Annotated in this window: 19 protein-coding genes and 1 pseudogene; 9 read left to right on the top strand and 11 right to left on the bottom strand. The window is 41.3% G+C overall.

Annotated elements, in window-relative coordinates; genetic code table 11:
- The 6 genes and pseudogenes from Q0V26_RS01485 to sbmA form a co-directional block, all read left to right on the top strand.
- Positions 1-207: pseudogene (locus Q0V26_RS01485) on the top strand (DDE-type integrase/transposase/recombinase); the annotation flags it as partial.
- Positions 155-400, top strand: coding sequence for a hypothetical protein (locus tag Q0V26_RS01480; RefSeq protein ID WP_297475143.1), 246 nt, complete (start codon positions 155-157; stop codon positions 398-400). The pseudogene Q0V26_RS01485 and the gene Q0V26_RS01480, both read left to right, overlap by 53 nt.
- Positions 401-525: 125 nt before the next feature.
- Positions 526-1,212, top strand: a complete 687-nt coding sequence (locus Q0V26_RS01475; RefSeq protein ID WP_297475134.1) for a TIGR01621 family pseudouridine synthase — start codon at positions 526-528, stop codon at positions 1,210-1,212.
- A 138-nt stretch (positions 1,213-1,350) separates the two neighbouring features.
- Complete coding sequence (locus tag Q0V26_RS01470; protein ID WP_297475132.1) at positions 1,351-1,560, top strand: hypothetical protein; 210 nt, start codon at positions 1,351-1,353, stop codon at positions 1,558-1,560.
- 84 nt (positions 1,561-1,644) lie between these two features.
- A complete protein-coding gene (locus Q0V26_RS01465) occupies positions 1,645-2,586 on the top strand; it encodes a class I SAM-dependent methyltransferase (RefSeq protein WP_297475130.1) in 942 nt (313 codons plus the stop codon).
- Positions 2,587-2,852: 266 nt separating this feature from the next.
- Positions 2,853-3,854: a peptide antibiotic transporter SbmA gene (gene sbmA / locus Q0V26_RS01460; protein ID WP_297475128.1), complete on the top strand. Its 1,002-nt coding sequence runs from the start codon at positions 2,853-2,855 to the stop codon at positions 3,852-3,854.
- Positions 3,855-3,952: 98 nt separating this feature from the next.
- Here sbmA and gspS2 read toward each other — a convergent pair whose 3' ends face one another.
- The 10 genes from gspS2 to Q0V26_RS01410 form a co-directional block, all read right to left on the bottom strand.
- Positions 3,953-4,354, bottom strand: a complete 402-nt coding sequence (gene gspS2, locus Q0V26_RS01455; protein ID WP_297475126.1) for a type II secretion system pilot lipoprotein GspS-beta — start codon at positions 4,352-4,354, stop codon at positions 3,953-3,955.
- A gap of 19 nt (positions 4,355-4,373) precedes the next feature.
- Positions 4,374-4,673 (bottom strand): YciI family protein, encoded by a 300-nt coding sequence (locus Q0V26_RS01450; RefSeq protein WP_297475123.1) that lies wholly within the window; start codon positions 4,671-4,673, stop codon positions 4,374-4,376.
- Between the two features lie 179 nt (positions 4,674-4,852).
- On the bottom strand, positions 4,853-5,254 hold the full coding sequence (gene yciA / locus Q0V26_RS01445; RefSeq protein WP_297475121.1) for an acyl-CoA thioester hydrolase YciA: 402 nt from the start codon (positions 5,252-5,254) through the stop codon (positions 4,853-4,855).
- A gap of 13 nt (positions 5,255-5,267) precedes the next feature.
- On the bottom strand, positions 5,268-5,807 hold the full coding sequence (locus tag Q0V26_RS01440; RefSeq protein ID WP_297475119.1) for a septation protein A: 540 nt from the start codon (positions 5,805-5,807) through the stop codon (positions 5,268-5,270).
- A 139-nt stretch (positions 5,808-5,946) separates the two neighbouring features.
- Positions 5,947-6,753: a tryptophan synthase subunit alpha gene (trpA, locus tag Q0V26_RS01435; RefSeq protein ID WP_297475117.1), complete on the bottom strand. Its 807-nt coding sequence runs from the start codon at positions 6,751-6,753 to the stop codon at positions 5,947-5,949.
- Positions 6,753-7,943: a tryptophan synthase subunit beta gene (trpB, locus tag Q0V26_RS01430; RefSeq protein WP_297475115.1), complete on the bottom strand. Its 1,191-nt coding sequence runs from the start codon at positions 7,941-7,943 to the stop codon at positions 6,753-6,755. Before trpB ends, trpA begins: the two co-directional genes overlap by 1 nt.
- A gap of 2 nt (positions 7,944-7,945) precedes the next feature.
- A complete protein-coding gene (gene trpCF / locus Q0V26_RS01425) occupies positions 7,946-9,346 on the bottom strand; it encodes a bifunctional indole-3-glycerol-phosphate synthase TrpC/phosphoribosylanthranilate isomerase TrpF (protein WP_297475113.1) in 1,401 nt (466 codons plus the stop codon).
- A 2-nt stretch (positions 9,347-9,348) separates the two neighbouring features.
- Positions 9,349-10,359, bottom strand: a complete 1,011-nt coding sequence (gene trpD / locus Q0V26_RS01420; RefSeq protein WP_297475111.1) for an anthranilate phosphoribosyltransferase — start codon at positions 10,357-10,359, stop codon at positions 9,349-9,351.
- Between the two features lie 8 nt (positions 10,360-10,367).
- Complete coding sequence (locus Q0V26_RS01415) at positions 10,368-10,997, bottom strand: aminodeoxychorismate/anthranilate synthase component II (RefSeq protein ID WP_297475109.1); 630 nt, start codon at positions 10,995-10,997, stop codon at positions 10,368-10,370.
- Between the two features lie 10 nt (positions 10,998-11,007).
- Entirely contained in the window at positions 11,008-12,573 is a 1,566-nt protein-coding gene (locus tag Q0V26_RS01410; protein ID WP_297475141.1) for an anthranilate synthase component 1, read from the bottom strand.
- A gap of 517 nt (positions 12,574-13,090) precedes the next feature.
- On the opposite strand from Q0V26_RS01410, the gene Q0V26_RS01405 reads away from it, so the two are divergent.
- From Q0V26_RS01405 to rluB, 3 genes are all read left to right on the top strand, one after another.
- Entirely contained in the window at positions 13,091-13,984 is an 894-nt protein-coding gene (locus Q0V26_RS01405; protein ID WP_297475108.1) for a PHP domain-containing protein, read from the top strand.
- Positions 13,981-14,601: an L-threonylcarbamoyladenylate synthase gene (locus Q0V26_RS01400; protein ID WP_297475106.1), complete on the top strand. Its 621-nt coding sequence runs from the start codon at positions 13,981-13,983 to the stop codon at positions 14,599-14,601. Before Q0V26_RS01405 ends, Q0V26_RS01400 begins: the two co-directional genes overlap by 4 nt.
- 308 nt (positions 14,602-14,909) lie before the next feature.
- The gene (rluB, locus tag Q0V26_RS01395; protein ID WP_297475104.1) at positions 14,910-16,088 is read left to right on the top strand and encodes a 23S rRNA pseudouridine(2605) synthase RluB; all 1,179 of its coding nucleotides are present in this window, start codon (positions 14,910-14,912) and stop codon (positions 16,086-16,088) included.
- 86 nt (positions 16,089-16,174) lie between these two features.
- Here rluB and Q0V26_RS01390 read toward each other — a convergent pair whose 3' ends face one another.
- On the bottom strand, positions 16,175-16,942 hold the full coding sequence (locus Q0V26_RS01390; protein WP_297475102.1) for a YciK family oxidoreductase: 768 nt from the start codon (positions 16,940-16,942) through the stop codon (positions 16,175-16,177).
- Positions 16,943-16,950 lie beyond the last annotated feature (8 nt).

Here is a 16,950-nt window from a genome sequence, read left to right as displayed (position 1 = left end):
AGCTTAGTTATCGTGAAATTGAAGAAATTCTGGCTGAGCGAGGCATTAATGTTGATCATTCCACATTAAATCGTTTGGGTGATTAGATTTGCTCCTTTGTTAGAAATAAGAGCAAGGCAATTGAAACGTCCGGTATCTCCTTCATGGAGAATGGATGAAACATATATCAATATTAAAGGGGAATGGTGGTATTACTACCGTGCCGTTGGGCTGGAAGTCTGTAGAAGGAGCAACTGCCACTATGTCGGGCCAAGAAGTTTGGACTCAGATAAAACGGGGGCAAGTTGGTAATTTAAGTTTGCCGTTTGGAAGCGATTTATCGCGTTCGCTGCATAATGGTATCTGCAATTTGACACGTCTGTATCTAACGAAAACTTTGCGACAGAAGCATTTATCTTAATGTTGAGAGGGCTAAGACTTGATAATACACAAGGATAATGAACAATATAATTATCAAGACTTTTCTTTTTTGAGTGGCTGGTTATACTCGCGCCATCTTTGTACCGTAAAGGCGTTATTTGCATTATGTTTGATCTTGTTTACCTGCACTCTGATTTCTTAGTTATTAATAAACACCCTGGGATCAGTGTTCATAAAGATGATAATGATCAGCCATTACTGGCCGCTGTTGCTGAGCAAACAGGTGATAAAAAACTGTATCTCATTCATCGACTTGATAAAATGACGTCAGGGTTGCTATTACTTGGGCGTAATAAAACGGCAGCTGCTGCATTATGTGCTAATTTTTCGGAGCGTCGAGTTGAAAAGTTTTATGTAGCGATTGCGACGAAAAAGCCAAAGAAAAAACAAGGTGTTGTGATTGGTGATATGACCCGTTCACGTCGAAGTAGTTGGAAATTAGAAACCACTAAAGTTAACCCTGCGATTACTCAGTTTTTTTCTACTGCTGGTGGTGAAGGACGGCGCATCTTTTTATGTAAACCCCATACAGGTAAAACCCATCAAATTCGCGTGGCATTGCGCAGCGTTGGTTCTGGTATTACAGGTGATGATATTTATGGTAATGAAGCGGCAGATCGCGGCTATTTACATGCTTATGGCTTACGTTTTCCTTATCTAGGTGAGCTGCAACAATTTTTATGTCCACCTACTATCGGAGAGTTATGGTCAACCGCTGAAGCTGAGCTAGCATTAACTGAATGGCAGCAACCTTGGGCGTTATCATGGCCAGTATTAGCCTGTAAAAAATAGTAGAGTGAGTTAAATATCAATCGTTGACCTGTAACTGATGATATTATCAGCAATCGATTGGTAAAACGTGGATGTGCATTTATTTTTGGTATTGATAATTTATACTATATTGCAGAATGTATTAGTTAGAGGTTTACAATGCGCAGTGCTCATTCACGTACGCTGAAAATGCGAGTTTCTCAACAAAAACGTCAATCCCATCATCGTCGAAATCGTGCTCAACAATATTTGATATTACCTGAAACTACCCCACGTCATTTCCTTTCATCATCAGCAACATTGGCACTACATTCCACGAGTTTACTTGATTATTCGGCTGAATATGTTTTACGCGCTAAACCTGAGTAAATGATTCTATTTTATCCTGCAGTTGGTATTCTGGAGCGCAACGTATAGAATAGCCCGCCTTAATTGACCACTTTGAATGATGTTATGGAAATTAGCGCGTTACCTACTTTAGAAGTCCATTTATTAACAGCTTTAGCAACACCACCGTCAGAAGTTCGCCGATTGTTTCATGGCCGCGGTCGCTGTTGGCTAGGGTTGGAACAAATTACGGTTGATTGGCTTCAAGGGCAAGTACTGGTTTCCTTATTTAAAGAGCCTGATGCTGATTTTATGCAAGCATTGACGGATTTGTTGGCTGCATTAACGCAAACAGAAGTTTGGCAAGCAAGCGGTGCGCGTTCTTTATTACTGCAACATCGAGATCGTCAAGGTTCGCCAATGGACGTTTTGTGGGGACAAAGCTCCGATTATCAAGATGTCATTGAAAGTGGGTTAACCTATAAATTAGATTTAGGTCGTAATCAAAATAACGGTCTATTTCTTGATATGCGTTATGGCCGTGACTGGGTGCGTGAGCATGCTGCTGGCAAACGAGTACTGAATTTATTTGCTTATACTTGTGGCTTTTCTGTGGCAGCCATTGCTGGTGGCGCAGAATTTGTGGTTAATCTTGATATGGCAAAAGCGGCATTAAGTCGTGGTCGTGATAACCATCATTTAAACAACCATGATTTAAAGAAAGTGAGTTTCTTAGGCCATGAGTTATTTAAGTCATGGGGTAAAGTACGCAAGATGGGTCCTTATGATTTAATCATTATTGATCCGCCTTCGTTTCAGAAAGGCAGTTTTGCACTAACTAAAGATTACCAAAAGATTTTACGTCGTTTGCCTGAATTATTAACTGCCGAAGGTGTTGTTTTAGCCTGTGTTAATGATCCGACGTTAACCAGTCAATTTTTAATTGATGGCATGGCTGCTGAAGCGCCAGATATGGTGTTCTCTCATCGTTTAGAAAACCCTACTGAATTTAAAGATATTGAGTTAGAAGCAGGGCTTAAAGCTTTAGTTTTTACGCGCCAAAGTTAAGTTTTTAGTATCATAAATAGATTGCTAAAATAAGAGTCCCTTATCGATTATACTATTTTTAGTTAAGCGTAAATGAGGGATTTTTTGTCTGAAATTAACCGTAATTTGTTTATTATAATAAATGATATTGCCTTTATTGTGGTGAGTGTGTTGCGTTTTCTTGTTTGGTGACAAATACTACAACAAGTGATTAACGATAAAATTAATCGATTCTATTCGTAGTGCAAGGGGTGCACTCAATCTAAATACATTAAGGATGTGTAGTTATGTTTAAATCGTTCTTTCTTGATCGTCGCTGGTTTTTATGGTCGATTTTGGGTAGTGCCATTATTTTATACGTTACTTGGTATAAAGTGCAGATAGACGTAGAAGTGAATGAATGGTTTGGTAGTTTTTATGATCTTATTCAAAAGGCATTAGCTAAGCCCAATAGTGTGACATTTGATGAATTTTTGTCAGGTTGTATTGAGTTTTTCAATATCGTGTCTGTGTATATTATTATTGCCGTTATTCTTGATTTCTTCGTTCGCCATTATGTCTTTCGTTGGCGTACCGCAATGAATGATTATTATATGAAGCATTGGAGTAAAATTAGCCACATTGAGGGAGCATCACAGCGGGTACAAGAAGATACGATGCGTTTTGCTCGTATAGTTGAAAGCCTTGGGGTGAGCTTTATGCGATCCTTAATGACGCTAGTTGCGTTTTTACCTATTCTGTGGACGTTAAGTGAGAATGTTACTGAGTTACCATGGATAGGGAGTGTTGATCGATCATTGGTTTATTTAGCTATTATTTCAGCACTGTTTGGTACGGTATTATTGGCGATTGTTGGTATTCGCTTACCTGGCTTAGAGTTTAAAAATCAAAAAGTAGAAGCCGCTTATCGTAAAGAGTTAGTCTTTGGGGAAGATAATCCACAGCGAGCAAAGCCAGAAACAGTGAAAGACCTCTTTTTTAATGTTCGTAAAAATTACTTTAATCTTTATCGTCATTATTTGTATTTTGATATCGCAAAATGGTCATATATTCAATATACCGTGATCGTGCCTTATATTGCACTGGGCCCAGCCATTATTTCAGGCGCATTAACACTGGGTGTATTACAACAGATACTCAGAGCGTTTGGAAAAGTAGAAGAGTCTTTTCAATTTCTGGTTCACTCATGGAGTACAATTGTTGAATTAATGTCGATTTATAAGCGATTGCGCGCATTTGAAGTGCAGATTAATGATGCGATTGATGTGGAAAGTATCCCTGTAGAGTAGCTATGGTGGGATGAAAAAATAAAAAGCCCTAACCAGCAATGCTCAATTATATCGGAGCAATTCATTGGTTAGGGATTTTTTATAGTATACGGTGCAGATTATTTTAGTGATTCACAATATTCTTCTGAGATAGTTTGTGAGACTAACTGTCGACCGCTGACATCACGGATAGTAATGAGATAATTAACCCCCTGTTTAAACAATGGCATTAATTCATTGTTATTACAGTAATTGACACTGGCTGTTTTTATTGCGGTTGTGGGTTTTACTCGTCCATTACCACCATAGATAATGTTGATTTTTACCGTGTTTTTACTCGCATAAGCTTGAGTGATTTGGTAAGCATCTATTTGTGGGTAGGGTGCTTTATTACCAATAGCTGCTGCTCGTGATTGTGCTAGCGATTCTGCAACCATTTGTTGGTCGTGCGAAGCACAGCCACCTAGAATAAACAGACAGACAGCGGCGACTAGCCATTTTTTTGTTGTAGTTAGATTCACAAGTTGATCCTGAATATATTTATGGTAAGACTTTTTTAAAGGGTTTAACAATAACATTAGCGTAGACACCCGCATCAATATACGGATCAGCATTTGCCCATTGCTGTGCTTGTTCTAGTGATTCAAATTTAGCAATGACCGTTGAACCAGTAAAACCTGCCTCGCCTGGGTTTTCATTATCAATAGCTGGCATTGGCCCTGCGACTAATAGACGTTCTTGTTGTTGAAGTTCTTTTAAGCGTGCTAAGTGTTGTTCACGTACGCTCATGCGACGTTCTAAACTGTTTTCAATATCTTGAGAAAAAATTACATACCACATTATTGTCGGCACTCCCTATTTAGTTATGGCTTAAACAACGAATTATTCTTCGCGTTGTTTTTAGTATTCCACCATACTAACTAAAAATTGAGCATGGACAAGTACATTTGAGCAAATAATAAAAAGCACCAACCGTAGTTAGTGCTTAGTGTTCATTAAGTGTTTTTTATTGATAAGGATTATTGAGTAATTTCAATCTTACGCGGACGGCCTTCACTGTTAATAGCAACATAATTAAATGTCGCTTCACAGACGCGGTAACGTTCACCTATGCCATCAATAGCAACGGGTTTTACCCATACTTCTAAGCCTATACTCATGGATGTATTACCGATGCGCTTACATTCACCGTGACAACAAACCACATCACCAACACCAACGGGGGCTTTAAATTCTATTTTATCAACCGAAACGGTAACGACACGGCCGCGAGAAATTTCTTTGGCTAAAATCGCACCAGCAAGATCTAGTTGCGACATGATCCAACCACCAAAAATATCACCATTTGCATTGGTATCGGCAGGCATCGCTAATGTTCGCAGTAACAGCTGTCCACGAGGGATATTGTTTTCAGTAGTCATCGATTATACAACTTTATTTATCATCAGGGCTTTTAGGTAAGTGGCGATAAATATAGCCACCTGTCGCGAAGGTAAATAGCAGTGTTAACGCCAATAAACCAAATACTTTGAAATTCACCCAGACATCAAGCGGAAAATTGAATGCAATATAAATGTTTACAATAGCACAAACAACAAAAAAGATGGTCCATGCTAGATTGATACGCAACCAAACGTTCTCTGGCAGTGTCATTTCTTTGCCGAGCATCGATTTAATTAATGGCTTATTCATCAGTTGGCTTATAAGTAATGCGAGAGCAAATAGGCCATAAATGATGGTTACTTTCCATTTAATGAAGTTTTCATCATGTAAAAACAGCGTTAAACCACCAAATATTGTGACCATTGTAAAAGTGATTAACTGCATTTTTTCTATTTTTTTATAGATAAACCACGTAACGATCAATTGGATTGCCGTCGTGATAATTAATGCGCCTGTCGCGACAAAAATACCATTCGTTTTAAATAATACAAAAAAGATCAGTAACGGAATAAATTCTATAATTTGTTTCATTGGTTCCAACTCATTAAAGATAATTAACAGGAGTATACCTGTTCCACTGAATTAATGAAAAAATCGATTTCGATGGGGGGTTGGGATGCCGCTGTCATCAATATTTTATCAATGACAGCGATTAATAGCTGATTGCAGGTTATTGACGTGTTGCAGCTTTCATATCGGTTATAAATGCACTTAATGTATTGAGTAGTGTTGAATGCTCATCCACATGGTTCTCAATAATTTTAACGATAGCTGAGCCTGAAATGGCCCCCGCCGCCCCTGCTGTAATGGCTTTACTCACTTGCTCTGGGGTTGAAATACCAAAACCGAGTAATGCTGGTGGCGCATTATGGGCTTTTAATGCGGCTAACAATGGCTCAATTGGCATTTCTGCTTTCGTTTCTGCACCAGTGACACCTGCGCGTGAAAGGAGATAAGTGTAACCACCGCTAAGCTCTGAAACTGCTTTTAAGGTTGCAGCGTCAGCATTAGGTGGTGCAATAAAAATAGGATGAATACCATGTGCTTCTGCTGCTTCTCTAAATTCAAGTGAAGCATTTACAGGCACATCTGCAATTAATACTGAATCAATACCAGCATTCGCACAGCGACGATAAAAATGATCGATACCTGTAGCAAAAACCAAATTAGCGTACATCAGTAGTCCAATTGGCAATTGAGGATATTTCGCACGAATTTGAGTTAGCATTTCAAAACAAATGGTCGGGGTAGTGTCTGCGGCAAGAGCACGAATATTGGCTCCTTGAATCGTTGGACCATCAGCCAATGGATCTGAAAAAGGGATCCCTAGCTCTAAGGCATCAGCGCCAGCGGCAACTAAAGTATCAATAATATCCATTGAACGTTGCGGGGTTGGATCACCAAGAGTAACAAAAGGGACAAATGCACCTTCATTACGGGCACTAAGTTGAGTAAATAAATTGTAGTAGCGATCCATTATAAAATTCCTTTTTCCGTTAAAATATCATGCACCGTGAAAATGTCTTTATCGCCTCGACCAGAAAGATTGACTACCAGTAATTGTTCTTTTTCGGGGTCATCAGCAATCATTTTTAATGCGTAAGCCAATGCATGCGCAGATTCAAGAGCCGGAATAATACCTTCTTTTCGAGCTAATAGTTGAAACGCTTCTAATGCTTCATCATCGGTAACTGCGCCATATTCTGCGCGACCAATCGCATTAAGGTGAGCATGTTGAGGTCCGACAGAAGGGAAATCCAACCCTGCAGAAATCGAATATGACTCTTCAACTTGACCATGTTCATCTTGCATTAGTGGTGCTTTCATACCAAAGAAAATACCGAGCTTGCCGTGTTTCAATGGCGCGCCATGCATATCGGTATCGAGTCCTTTACCCGCAGGCTCAACGCCAATTAAACGGACACGACTTTCTTTGATAAAGTCAGCGAACATACCAATTGCATTAGAGCCACCGCCAACACAAGCAATAACCGCATCAGGCAACCGGCCTTCTTTAGCCATAATTTGAGTTTTCGTTTCTTCACCAATGATTTTTTGAAATTCACGCACGATGGTTGGGAACGGGTGAGGGCCTGCAGCGGTTCCTAATAGGTAATGGGCTTTGTCATAGCTAGCAGACCAATCGCGCATCGCTTCATTACACGCATCTTTTAATGTTGCTGAGCCAGAGGTTACAGGGATAACTGTCGCGCCCATTAATTTCATTCTAAAAACATTAGGGCTTTGGCGTTCAATATCTTTCGCGCCCATATAAATGCGGCACTTTAACCCGAGTAAAGCACATGCTAGTGCTGTTGCAACACCGTGTTGACCTGCACCAGTTTCTGCAATGATTTCAGTTTTTCCCATGCGTTGTGCAAGTAAAGCTTGGCCTAATACTTGGTTAGTTTTGTGTGCGCCACCATGAAGAAGATCTTCACGCTTTAAATAAAGCTTGGTTTTTGTGCCTTGAGTTAAGTTTTGGCATAACGTTAACGCCGTTGGTCGCCCCGCATATTCTTTTAATAACGTTATAAATTGCAGCTGAAAGTCGGGGTCTTGTTGAGCTTCAATAAAAGCATTTTCAAGTTGATCTAAGGCTGGTACTAGAATTTGAGGAACATATTGACCACCAAATTCACCAAAGTAGGCATTCAATTTACTCATGATTATTTATCGTCCTTAATATGTTTGATTGCCGCAAAGGCTGCCGCTAATTTATGATGATCTTTTTTACCCGGTGCGCTTTCTACACCGGAATTTAAATCTAAACCACCAAAACCGAGAGAGGCTGCATGGTGTACATTATCTGGGTTTAGTCCACCAGCAAGTAAACTGTTTGATCTGTTTTCGGATGTAATTAAAGACCAATCAAAGGTGACGCCTGTACCGCCACTTTTGCCTTCGACTTTACTGTCAAACAGGTGTTTGTCGACCGACCATTGGGTAAGATCCGGTACGCTATCGGTAATGGCGTGGGCCTTCCAGATTTGGCAGTTAGCAGGCAGTTCTTCACGCAATTGCTCTATATATTGTGGTGATTCATTACCGTGTAATTGTACTGCAACTAAGGCTAAAGTTGTTGCTGTAGTCACAATGTCTGTCAACGGGCTGTTCTGAAATACGCCGACAAAATTAAGTGGTACTGATGCGGTAACGGCCAATGCTTGGTCGAGGTTAATAGCTCGCGGTGATGATGGTACGAAAATCAAACCACCATAGGTTGCTCCTTGCAGGTAAGCTTGGTGGGCATCTTCATTTGAGGTTAATCCGCAAACTTTATGTTCACCAAATAAGACTTTTCGAACCGCTAAATCAAGGTTGTCGGCCGCCATTAATGAACTACCAATTAAAAAACCATTAGCATAAGGTGAGAGTTCACGTACTTGCTGGTGGGTATAAATCCCTGACTCAGAAATAATAATCGTACCTTCAGGTAAATCAGGTGCAAGCTGTTTGGTACGGTTTAAATCAATACTCAAATCACGTAAATTACGGTTGTTAATCCCGACAACTTTTGCTTTGAGTTTGATGGCGCGCGTGAGTTCGGCTTCATTACTCACTTCGGTTAAAATGCCAAGTTGAAGTGATTCAGCCACTGCGGCAAGTGTTTGGTATTGTTCATCATCCAGTACCGACAGCATCAATAAAATCGCATCTGCCTGATAATGACGCGCCAAATAGACTTGGTAGCTATCAATCATAAAGTCTTTGCATAATATTGGTTGGGTAACTTGGCTACGTACCTTAGGTAAGAACTCAACATTGCCTTGAAAATATTTCTCATCGGTTAACACTGAAATTGCACTGGCGTATTGGTTATAAATCGCTGCAATATCATCTAAATTGAAATCTTCTCTAATTAAGCCTTTTGACGGTGATGCCTTTTTACATTCAAGAATGAAAGCTGGGCGATGGCATCCATGTCGGTCAGTATTGGCGAGTGCGTGGTAGAAATCACGATCACTTGGTGTAAGCTGGTGACGAAAACTGGCGAGAGGTTGCGCTTCTTTACGTGCATCGACCCAGATTTTTTTATCTGCGATAATTTTAGCAAGGACTGTTTCCATGATTAACCTCGTGCTGCCAGTTGTTCTACAAGTTGATATGCGTTACCTGAACGCATGGTGGTGATTGCGCGTTGAGTATTGGCTTTAAGATCGTGATGACCAAAAAGGCGCAATAAAAGTGCAACATTGACGGCAACGGCACCTTCTTGAGCGGGTGTTCCTTTACCCGTCAGAATATGTTCAATGATGGTACGGTTTTCATCTGGCTCACCGCCACGAATGGCTTCTAAAGGGTAGCTTTGAAGTCCAAAATCAGCCGGAGTAAGCGTATATTCACTAATGACCCCATCAATAATTTCTGCCACATGGGTTTCACCATGAATGGCAACTTCATCAAGTCCGCTACCATGTACCACCGCAGCACGTTTTAATCCCATTGTTGCTAAGGTTTCAGCAATAGGGCGAACTAGAGCGAGATCATAAACCCCCATTAATTGAATATTAGGTTTGGCTGGGTTAATTAATGGTCCTAACACATTGAAAATCGTGCGAGTTTGTAATGTTTGTCGTACTGGCATCGCATGACGTACGCCTCCGTGATATTCCGGCGCAAATAAAAAACAGACCCCAAGATCATCTAACGCTTGGCGTGCCGTTTGAGCTGGCATGGCTAAATTAATCCCAAACTTATCTAATAAATCTGATGAGCCTGATTTGCTTGATACACCACGATTACCATGTTTAGCCACTTTGACCCCACAGGCGGCAGCGACAAAAGCGGCGGTAGTAGAAATGTTGATGGTATTCGCGCCATCGCCACCCGTGCCAACAATATCTGCGAAATCATAATTTGGACGTGGAAACGGGTTGGCATTTTTAACCAATGCTTTGGCGGCACCTGCAATTTCTGCGGGGGTTTCGCCTTTAATTTTTAATGCTGTTAATACGGCTGATAATACAATCGGTTCAACTTCACCGTTGATGATTGCATCAAAGAGAAAATGGCTTTCTTCTTCGCTCAAGGGGTGTTGGGCGTAGAGTTTATCGGCAAGTTTAGCAATAGTAGCGTTCATCATCTTCCTTAATGGGTATTTAGGCATGTAGTGGGTGCTTTCATAACCCAAGCCAGTGTATGAGTAAGTAGTTCTGCGCCTTGAGTAGTAAGGATAGATTCTGGGTGAAATTGAAAGCCACAGACTTTGTCGTGTTCATTAACTACCGCCATCACTAATCCATTTACATCAGCAATCGTTTCAAGACTCGTTGGAACATGAGTTGCGACCAAAGAATGATAACGGGCAACAGCGAGTGGGCTGGCAAGTTGACCAAAAACGGGGTGTTGATTGTGAGTTATCATCGCAGCTTTGCCATGGACGATATCGCCAGCGCCAGCGACGGTACCACCATAAGCTTCAACAATGGCTTGATGTCCTAAGCAAATACCCAACATTGGGATTTTGCCTTTTACTCGTTGAATAAGTTCAGGCATGCATCCGGCATCAGCTGGTGCGCCAGGGCCTGGTGATAACACTAATACCGGATTTTTATGTTCAAGCAATGCGTGTTCGATTTGTTGCGCTGATAAATGATTACGATAAATCGTGACCGGAAAACCCAGACTTCGAAATTGATCAACAAGGTTGTAAGTAAAAGAATCAAAGTTATCTAATAGCACAATATGGGCATTATGGTGATTTTTCGTGATGGTCATCTTGTGCTCCTTAACCTTGATGGGCGTGACGAATGGCATTGATTACCGCTTGTGCTTTTGATTTTGTTTCATCTGTTTCGGCTTGTGGTATGGAGTCATAAACCACCCCCGCACCCGCTTGAACACTGGCGATACCGTTTTCGACATAAGCGGAACGGATCACAATGCAGGTATCCATATCCCCATGTCCGGTGATATAGCCGACAGCGCCGCCATAACTGCCACGGCGACGTTGCTCAACTTCACGAATAAGTTGCATGGCTCTAATTTTAGGTGCGCCCGTTAAGGTGCCCATGTTCATGCAAGCTTGATAAGCGTGCAGGGCATCAAGATCATGGCGTAATTGACCCACGACTCGCGACACTAAATGCATCACATGGCTATAACGATCAACATGTAATAAATCAGCTACGTGGCGGCTTCCTGCTTGGCTAATACGGGCAACATCATTACGGGCTAAATCAACCAGCATCATATGTTCAGCATTTTCTTTGGTGTCACAACGAAGTTCTAGTTCGATACGAGTATCAAGGTCGAGATTAATTGAACCATCCTTGTTTTTACCGCGTTGACGTGTACCTGCAATCGGATAAATCTCAACTTGGTTAGACTGGGTACAATATTTCAATGCACTCTCTGGTGAGGCACCAAATAAGGTAAACTCAGTATCATGTAGATAAAACATATACGGACTTGGGTTACCAATCTTCAATGCTTTATATGCGTTAAGCGGCGAGGGGCACGGCAGCTTAAATTGTCGAGATGGCACGACTTGAAATACATCACCTCGAATAACAAATTGCTTCAAAGCGGCAACGGTTTGATTGAAATCATGATCGGTGATTGTTGGAACGGGGACACAAGTAGTGATAGCGGGTGCAACGGGTAATGACTGAGGCTTAAGACAACGGGTTTTAAGTGTGACTAAGCGTTGTTGAAGATCATCAGCAATTGCCGGGGTATTATGCTCAAACAGGGTCGCTTGTAAGTGTGCTTGTTGATGTTGATGATCGATAATCAATAATGTTTCAGCAACATAGAAAATATAATCAGGACAGCTATTATCCGCATCAACGGCGATAAGCGGTTCAAAGTCAGCCACTAAATCATAAGCAAATAAACCACCAATGAATAAAGCATCACGAGGATGATTTTCGGTATCAAAGGCATGTTGAATCAGTCGTAATGCATCAAAAGATGAGGTTTGGCGTAAGCGAGAGTCTTCATCTAATGCTTCAATATGGGTTGGAAAATGTAACCGCAGCGTATCAGTATTATAGGTCGCTTTAATATCGGATTTGAGATGGCTGTTTAGAATATGGAGGATGCGTTGACCATTATCAGATTGAGCTTCTAATACCACCTCTTTGCCACGACAAACAATACGTACGGCAGCATCAATCAATAATAAGCTTTTAAGATCTTGTTTCGAATCGACTTCGGCTGATTCTAATAGTAGATGGCAAGGGCTATCACCACACAGTGTAAAATAGGCGTCAGTAGGGTCTGCCAGATAGGGTACATCCAGGTTCAATACCTTAATTGGATGTTGGTTTTCAGGTGTTGTGTTATAGATATGCGATCCAATAGAGTGAGTTATCACAGCGTTCTCCCTGCCGTTTGTACAAATGCGATCCTGCTTTCATTGTTCGATAGTGGCGTAAACTGAGTCTTTGAGCAAGACTAGTTTTTTACTTTTATCGATAATTATTAACAAAGTATGTTGCGATGTTTTGTTTTGGTCTAATTTATAATAATCAATGTATTGGGGTGTTATTAGTAATCTTAGAATGACCCAAAAAAAGCCTTCTATAACGGTAGGCTTGAGTAAAAACACAGAATGTTACTGTATTTTACCGTTGCCATAACATTACTTGCCACTCATAAATAATCAAGAAAGGCGGTCGTTGCGTACTAATTTGCTGTAACATGGCGCTATCCTATTTGTCTGCTGCTATAGCCAAAGTTTACCAAGGTGTATAGCGGTGAATTGGTTTAAACTAGCTAAAGGTTGTGGTGATAAGAGCAATATCATCCTTAGTAATTGCGTACTAGTAAACTAGTTCATAAAAACAAAGTCAAGAAGTAAAGTTATGTTGTTTGATTTACATTGTCATACTACAGCGTCAGACGGCCGCTTATCGCCGCAAGATCTTGTTCGACGCGCCGTGGATATGCGAGTTGATGTGTTGGCAATTACCGATCACGATACGATTGATGGGCTCGCACAAGCGCATGCCGTTATTGAACAAGAACAATTACCGATTACATTAATTAATGGTATTGAGATATCAACGGTGTGGCATAACTTTGATATTCATATCGTTGGGCTTAATATAGATCCCAATCATCCTGAGTTAGTTTCATTTATTAACGCCCAAGCCGAACATCGACTTGAACGTGCAAAAGAGATTGGTGCTCGGTTAGAAAAAAATAAAATGCCAGGTGCTTTTGAAGGCGCGATGGCATTAGCGGGCGACGCGTCGATTACGCGTGCGCATTTTGCTCGTTGGTTGGTTGAACAAGGTTATGCCAAAACTATGCAAGCGGTGTTTAAGAAATTCTTAACCCGTGGTAATCCTGGTTATGTGCCACCAAGTTGGTGCTCAATTGCTGATGCTGTAGCCGTAATTCATGCCGCTGGTGGCCAAGCTGTTATTGCTCACCCCGGTCGTTATCAAATGACGGCTAAATGGATAAAGCGCTTAATTCAGCACTTTATTGATGCGAAAGGCGACGGTATTGAAGTTGCTCAACCTCAACAAGCACCGCAAGAACGACGTACTTTTGGGGATTACGCCATCCAATATAATTTACTCGCTTCACAAGGGTCTGATTTTCATTATCCATCCCCATGGACCGAATTAGGCCGCAATTTGTGGTTACCGAAAGATGTAGTGCCGTTATGGCAGGATTGGACGGTAGAGAAAAAGCGAGTAGAGGTAGAAATAACCACTGTGTTATCTGCCTCGAAGGAGGAAAAATGAGTCAGTTTTTTTATGTTCATCCAGAAACACCTCAAACGCGTTTAATTAATCAAGCGGTTGATATTATTAAAAATGGTGGGGTTGTGGTTTATCCTACCGACTCAGGTTATGCCCTGGGTTGTCAAATGGAAAACAAACAAGCGCTGGAGCGTATTTGTCAAATACGACGTTTAAACGATAAGCATAATTTTACCTTGTTATGCCGTGATTTATCTGAGCTATCGCTTTATACCCGAGTTGACAATATTGCGTTTCGTTTATTGCGAAATAATACCCCTGGTGCTTATACCTTTATCTTTAAAGGCACCAAGGAAGTCCCACGTCGATTAATGAACGCTAAGCGTAAAACGATTGGTATTCGTGTTCCTGATAATAATATTGCTTTAGCGCTGCTTGAAGCTTTGGGTGAACCGATGATGTCGACCAGTTTGATTTTACCGGGTAAAGAGACCACAGAAGCGGATCCTGATGAGATTCGTGACCAATTAGAGCATGCTGTCGATCTTATCATGCACGGTGGTTATCTCAGTGAGCAACCGACGACTGTTATTGATTTCAGCGACGGCAATATTGAGATTGTACGTGTCGGTGCTGGTGATATTACGCCGTTTGAATAAAATCGTTTAATTTCCGCAGTAAATGCATTGCTGTTATATGCATTTTTATAAACGTATCATATTGTTTATGATGCGTTTTTTTTATCGCTATTTTTATGGTAAATAACCGTTATATTTGCGATAATAATCGGCTACATATCTAGCATGATAGATAATTGATTATCGCGCTAGAATCCAAATTATTGCTATTCGCGTTATTTCCCCTCACTTTCTTTTTTTGCGCAATCATTGCAACAATAAAAAGAGTCGAGTTAAGGGAGTTTGATGAGAATTTCGACGCCTGTGAAGGCGACAAAGGTTTGTTTACAATGAGCGAAAAATTACAAAAAGTATTAGCGCGTGCAGGACAAGGATCTCGTCGTGAAATCGAATTGATGATCCAAAACGGCCGTGTGAGCGTTGATGGTGTTGTTGCTAAACTTGGTGATCGTCTTGACGATCTTAGTGTTAGCGTACGTATTGACGGCCACAATATTGCATTAATTTCGTCAGATGAAGAAATCTGCCGTATCTTGGCCTATAACAAGCCAGAAGGTGAGTTATGTACTCGTCATGATCCTGAAGGTCGTCGTACTGTTTTTGATCGTTTACCACGTCTAACAACGGGCCGTTGGGTTTCTGTTGGTCGTCTAGATGCTAACACCTCTGGTTTATTACTTTTCACTACTGATGGTGAATTAGCTAACCGGTTAATGCATCCAAGCCGTACTGTTGAACGTGAGTACATGGTGCGTGTATTTGGTGAAGTAAACGAGCAGATGATTAAGAATGTCGTTAAAGGCGTTGAGCTGGAAGATGGCGTAGCACGCTTTGAAGATGTTGTTTATTCTGGTGGTGAAGGTATGAACCATACTTTCTACGTAGTAATCACTGAAGGTCGTAACCGTGAAGTTCGTCGTTTATGGGATTCTCAGGGTGTAACGGTTAGCCGTCTGAAACGTGTTCGTTATGGTGATGTTTACTTAACGAAAGACATGCCTCGTGGCGGTTGGAGCGAGCTAGAACTAAAAGAAGTGAATGAACTTCGTGCTACCGTTGAGTTACCACCTGAAACTGAAACAGTATTAACCGTTGAAGGTCAGAAGCGTAAAAAAGGTATTCGTCAAATTCGTCGTGCTGTTCGTCGTCATGAAGAGCGTGTAGAAACAACAGGTACTGGTGGTCGTCGCGGTCGTAATAATGATCGTCGCGCACCATCAAGCTCAAGTCGTAATGCTGAAGTTGATTCACAACAACAAGAGCAACGTGGTGGTCGTGGCCGAGCTAAACCAGCACCAACTGGTCGCGATAACGCTAAACCTCGTTCAGATCGTGCTCAAGGTAAACCTGTACATATTGCAGGTAAGCCAAGAGATGATGAGAAGAAGCCTTATAATTCATCAGAGAAGCCACAAAATGGTTCTGGCAAGCGTAAGCCTTCTGGTAATGCGGCAAATCGTCGTAACCCATTAGCAAATAAGCCAGCTAAGCCTCGTACTCGTAAGTAAGTGTGCAAACAACTGCCACTAACGTGTAAAGTACGCTACTGATATTAAAAAGCCGACAGCGATGTCGGCTTTTTTATAACATATATTTATTGTTCGTTGCTAATACCAGGCTTACGCTTGGGTTGAGCATCAATACATTGCCCTGAAACATGGCGGCTTTCAGGTCCCATGAGATATAAGTAAAGAGGCATAATATCTAACGGTGTTTTGAGTAAACGGGCATCTTCCGCAGGAAAGGCTTGTGCTCGCATGCCAGTACGGGTTCCACCTGGATTGATGGCATTGACCTTAACTGGTGTAGCACTTAGTTCATCAGCTAAGACTTGCATCATGCCTTCTGTGGCAAATTTAGATATTGCGTAGGTTCCCCAAAAAGCACGGCCACTGTGACCTACGGTGGACGAGGTAAAGATAATTCTTCCATCTGTTGATTGTTTGATTAATGGTAAAATTGCTTGGGTAAGTAAGAGCTGTGCTTTTACGTTAACTTGCATCACATCGTCAAAAACAGATTCTTCAATATGATCAAGTGGGCTTAATGAACCTAATAATCCCGCATTATGTAGTACGCCATCTAAGCGTCCAAATTGCTGCTGAATAGTGTTTGCCATATCAATATAGTGCTGTTTAGTTGCTCCCATTAAATCTAACGGGATAATCGCGGCTTGCTTACTGCCATTTTTTTCTATTTGATCATAAACCGCTTCAAGCTTAGCGACAGTTCTGCCTAACAGGATCACGGTTGCACCGTGAGCGGCATATTGAATTGCCGCTTCACGGCCGATACCATCACCAGCCCCAGTTACTAATATCACGCGATCTTTTAAATTATCCGCAGCAATTTGATAATCCACAGTAGCTT

It is taken from the genome of uncultured Photobacterium sp. (genome assembly GCF_947039875.1).
Taxonomy (GTDB): Bacteria; Pseudomonadota; Gammaproteobacteria; order Enterobacterales; family Vibrionaceae; genus Photobacterium.
This window is presented reverse-complemented; position numbering and strand designations above follow the sequence as displayed.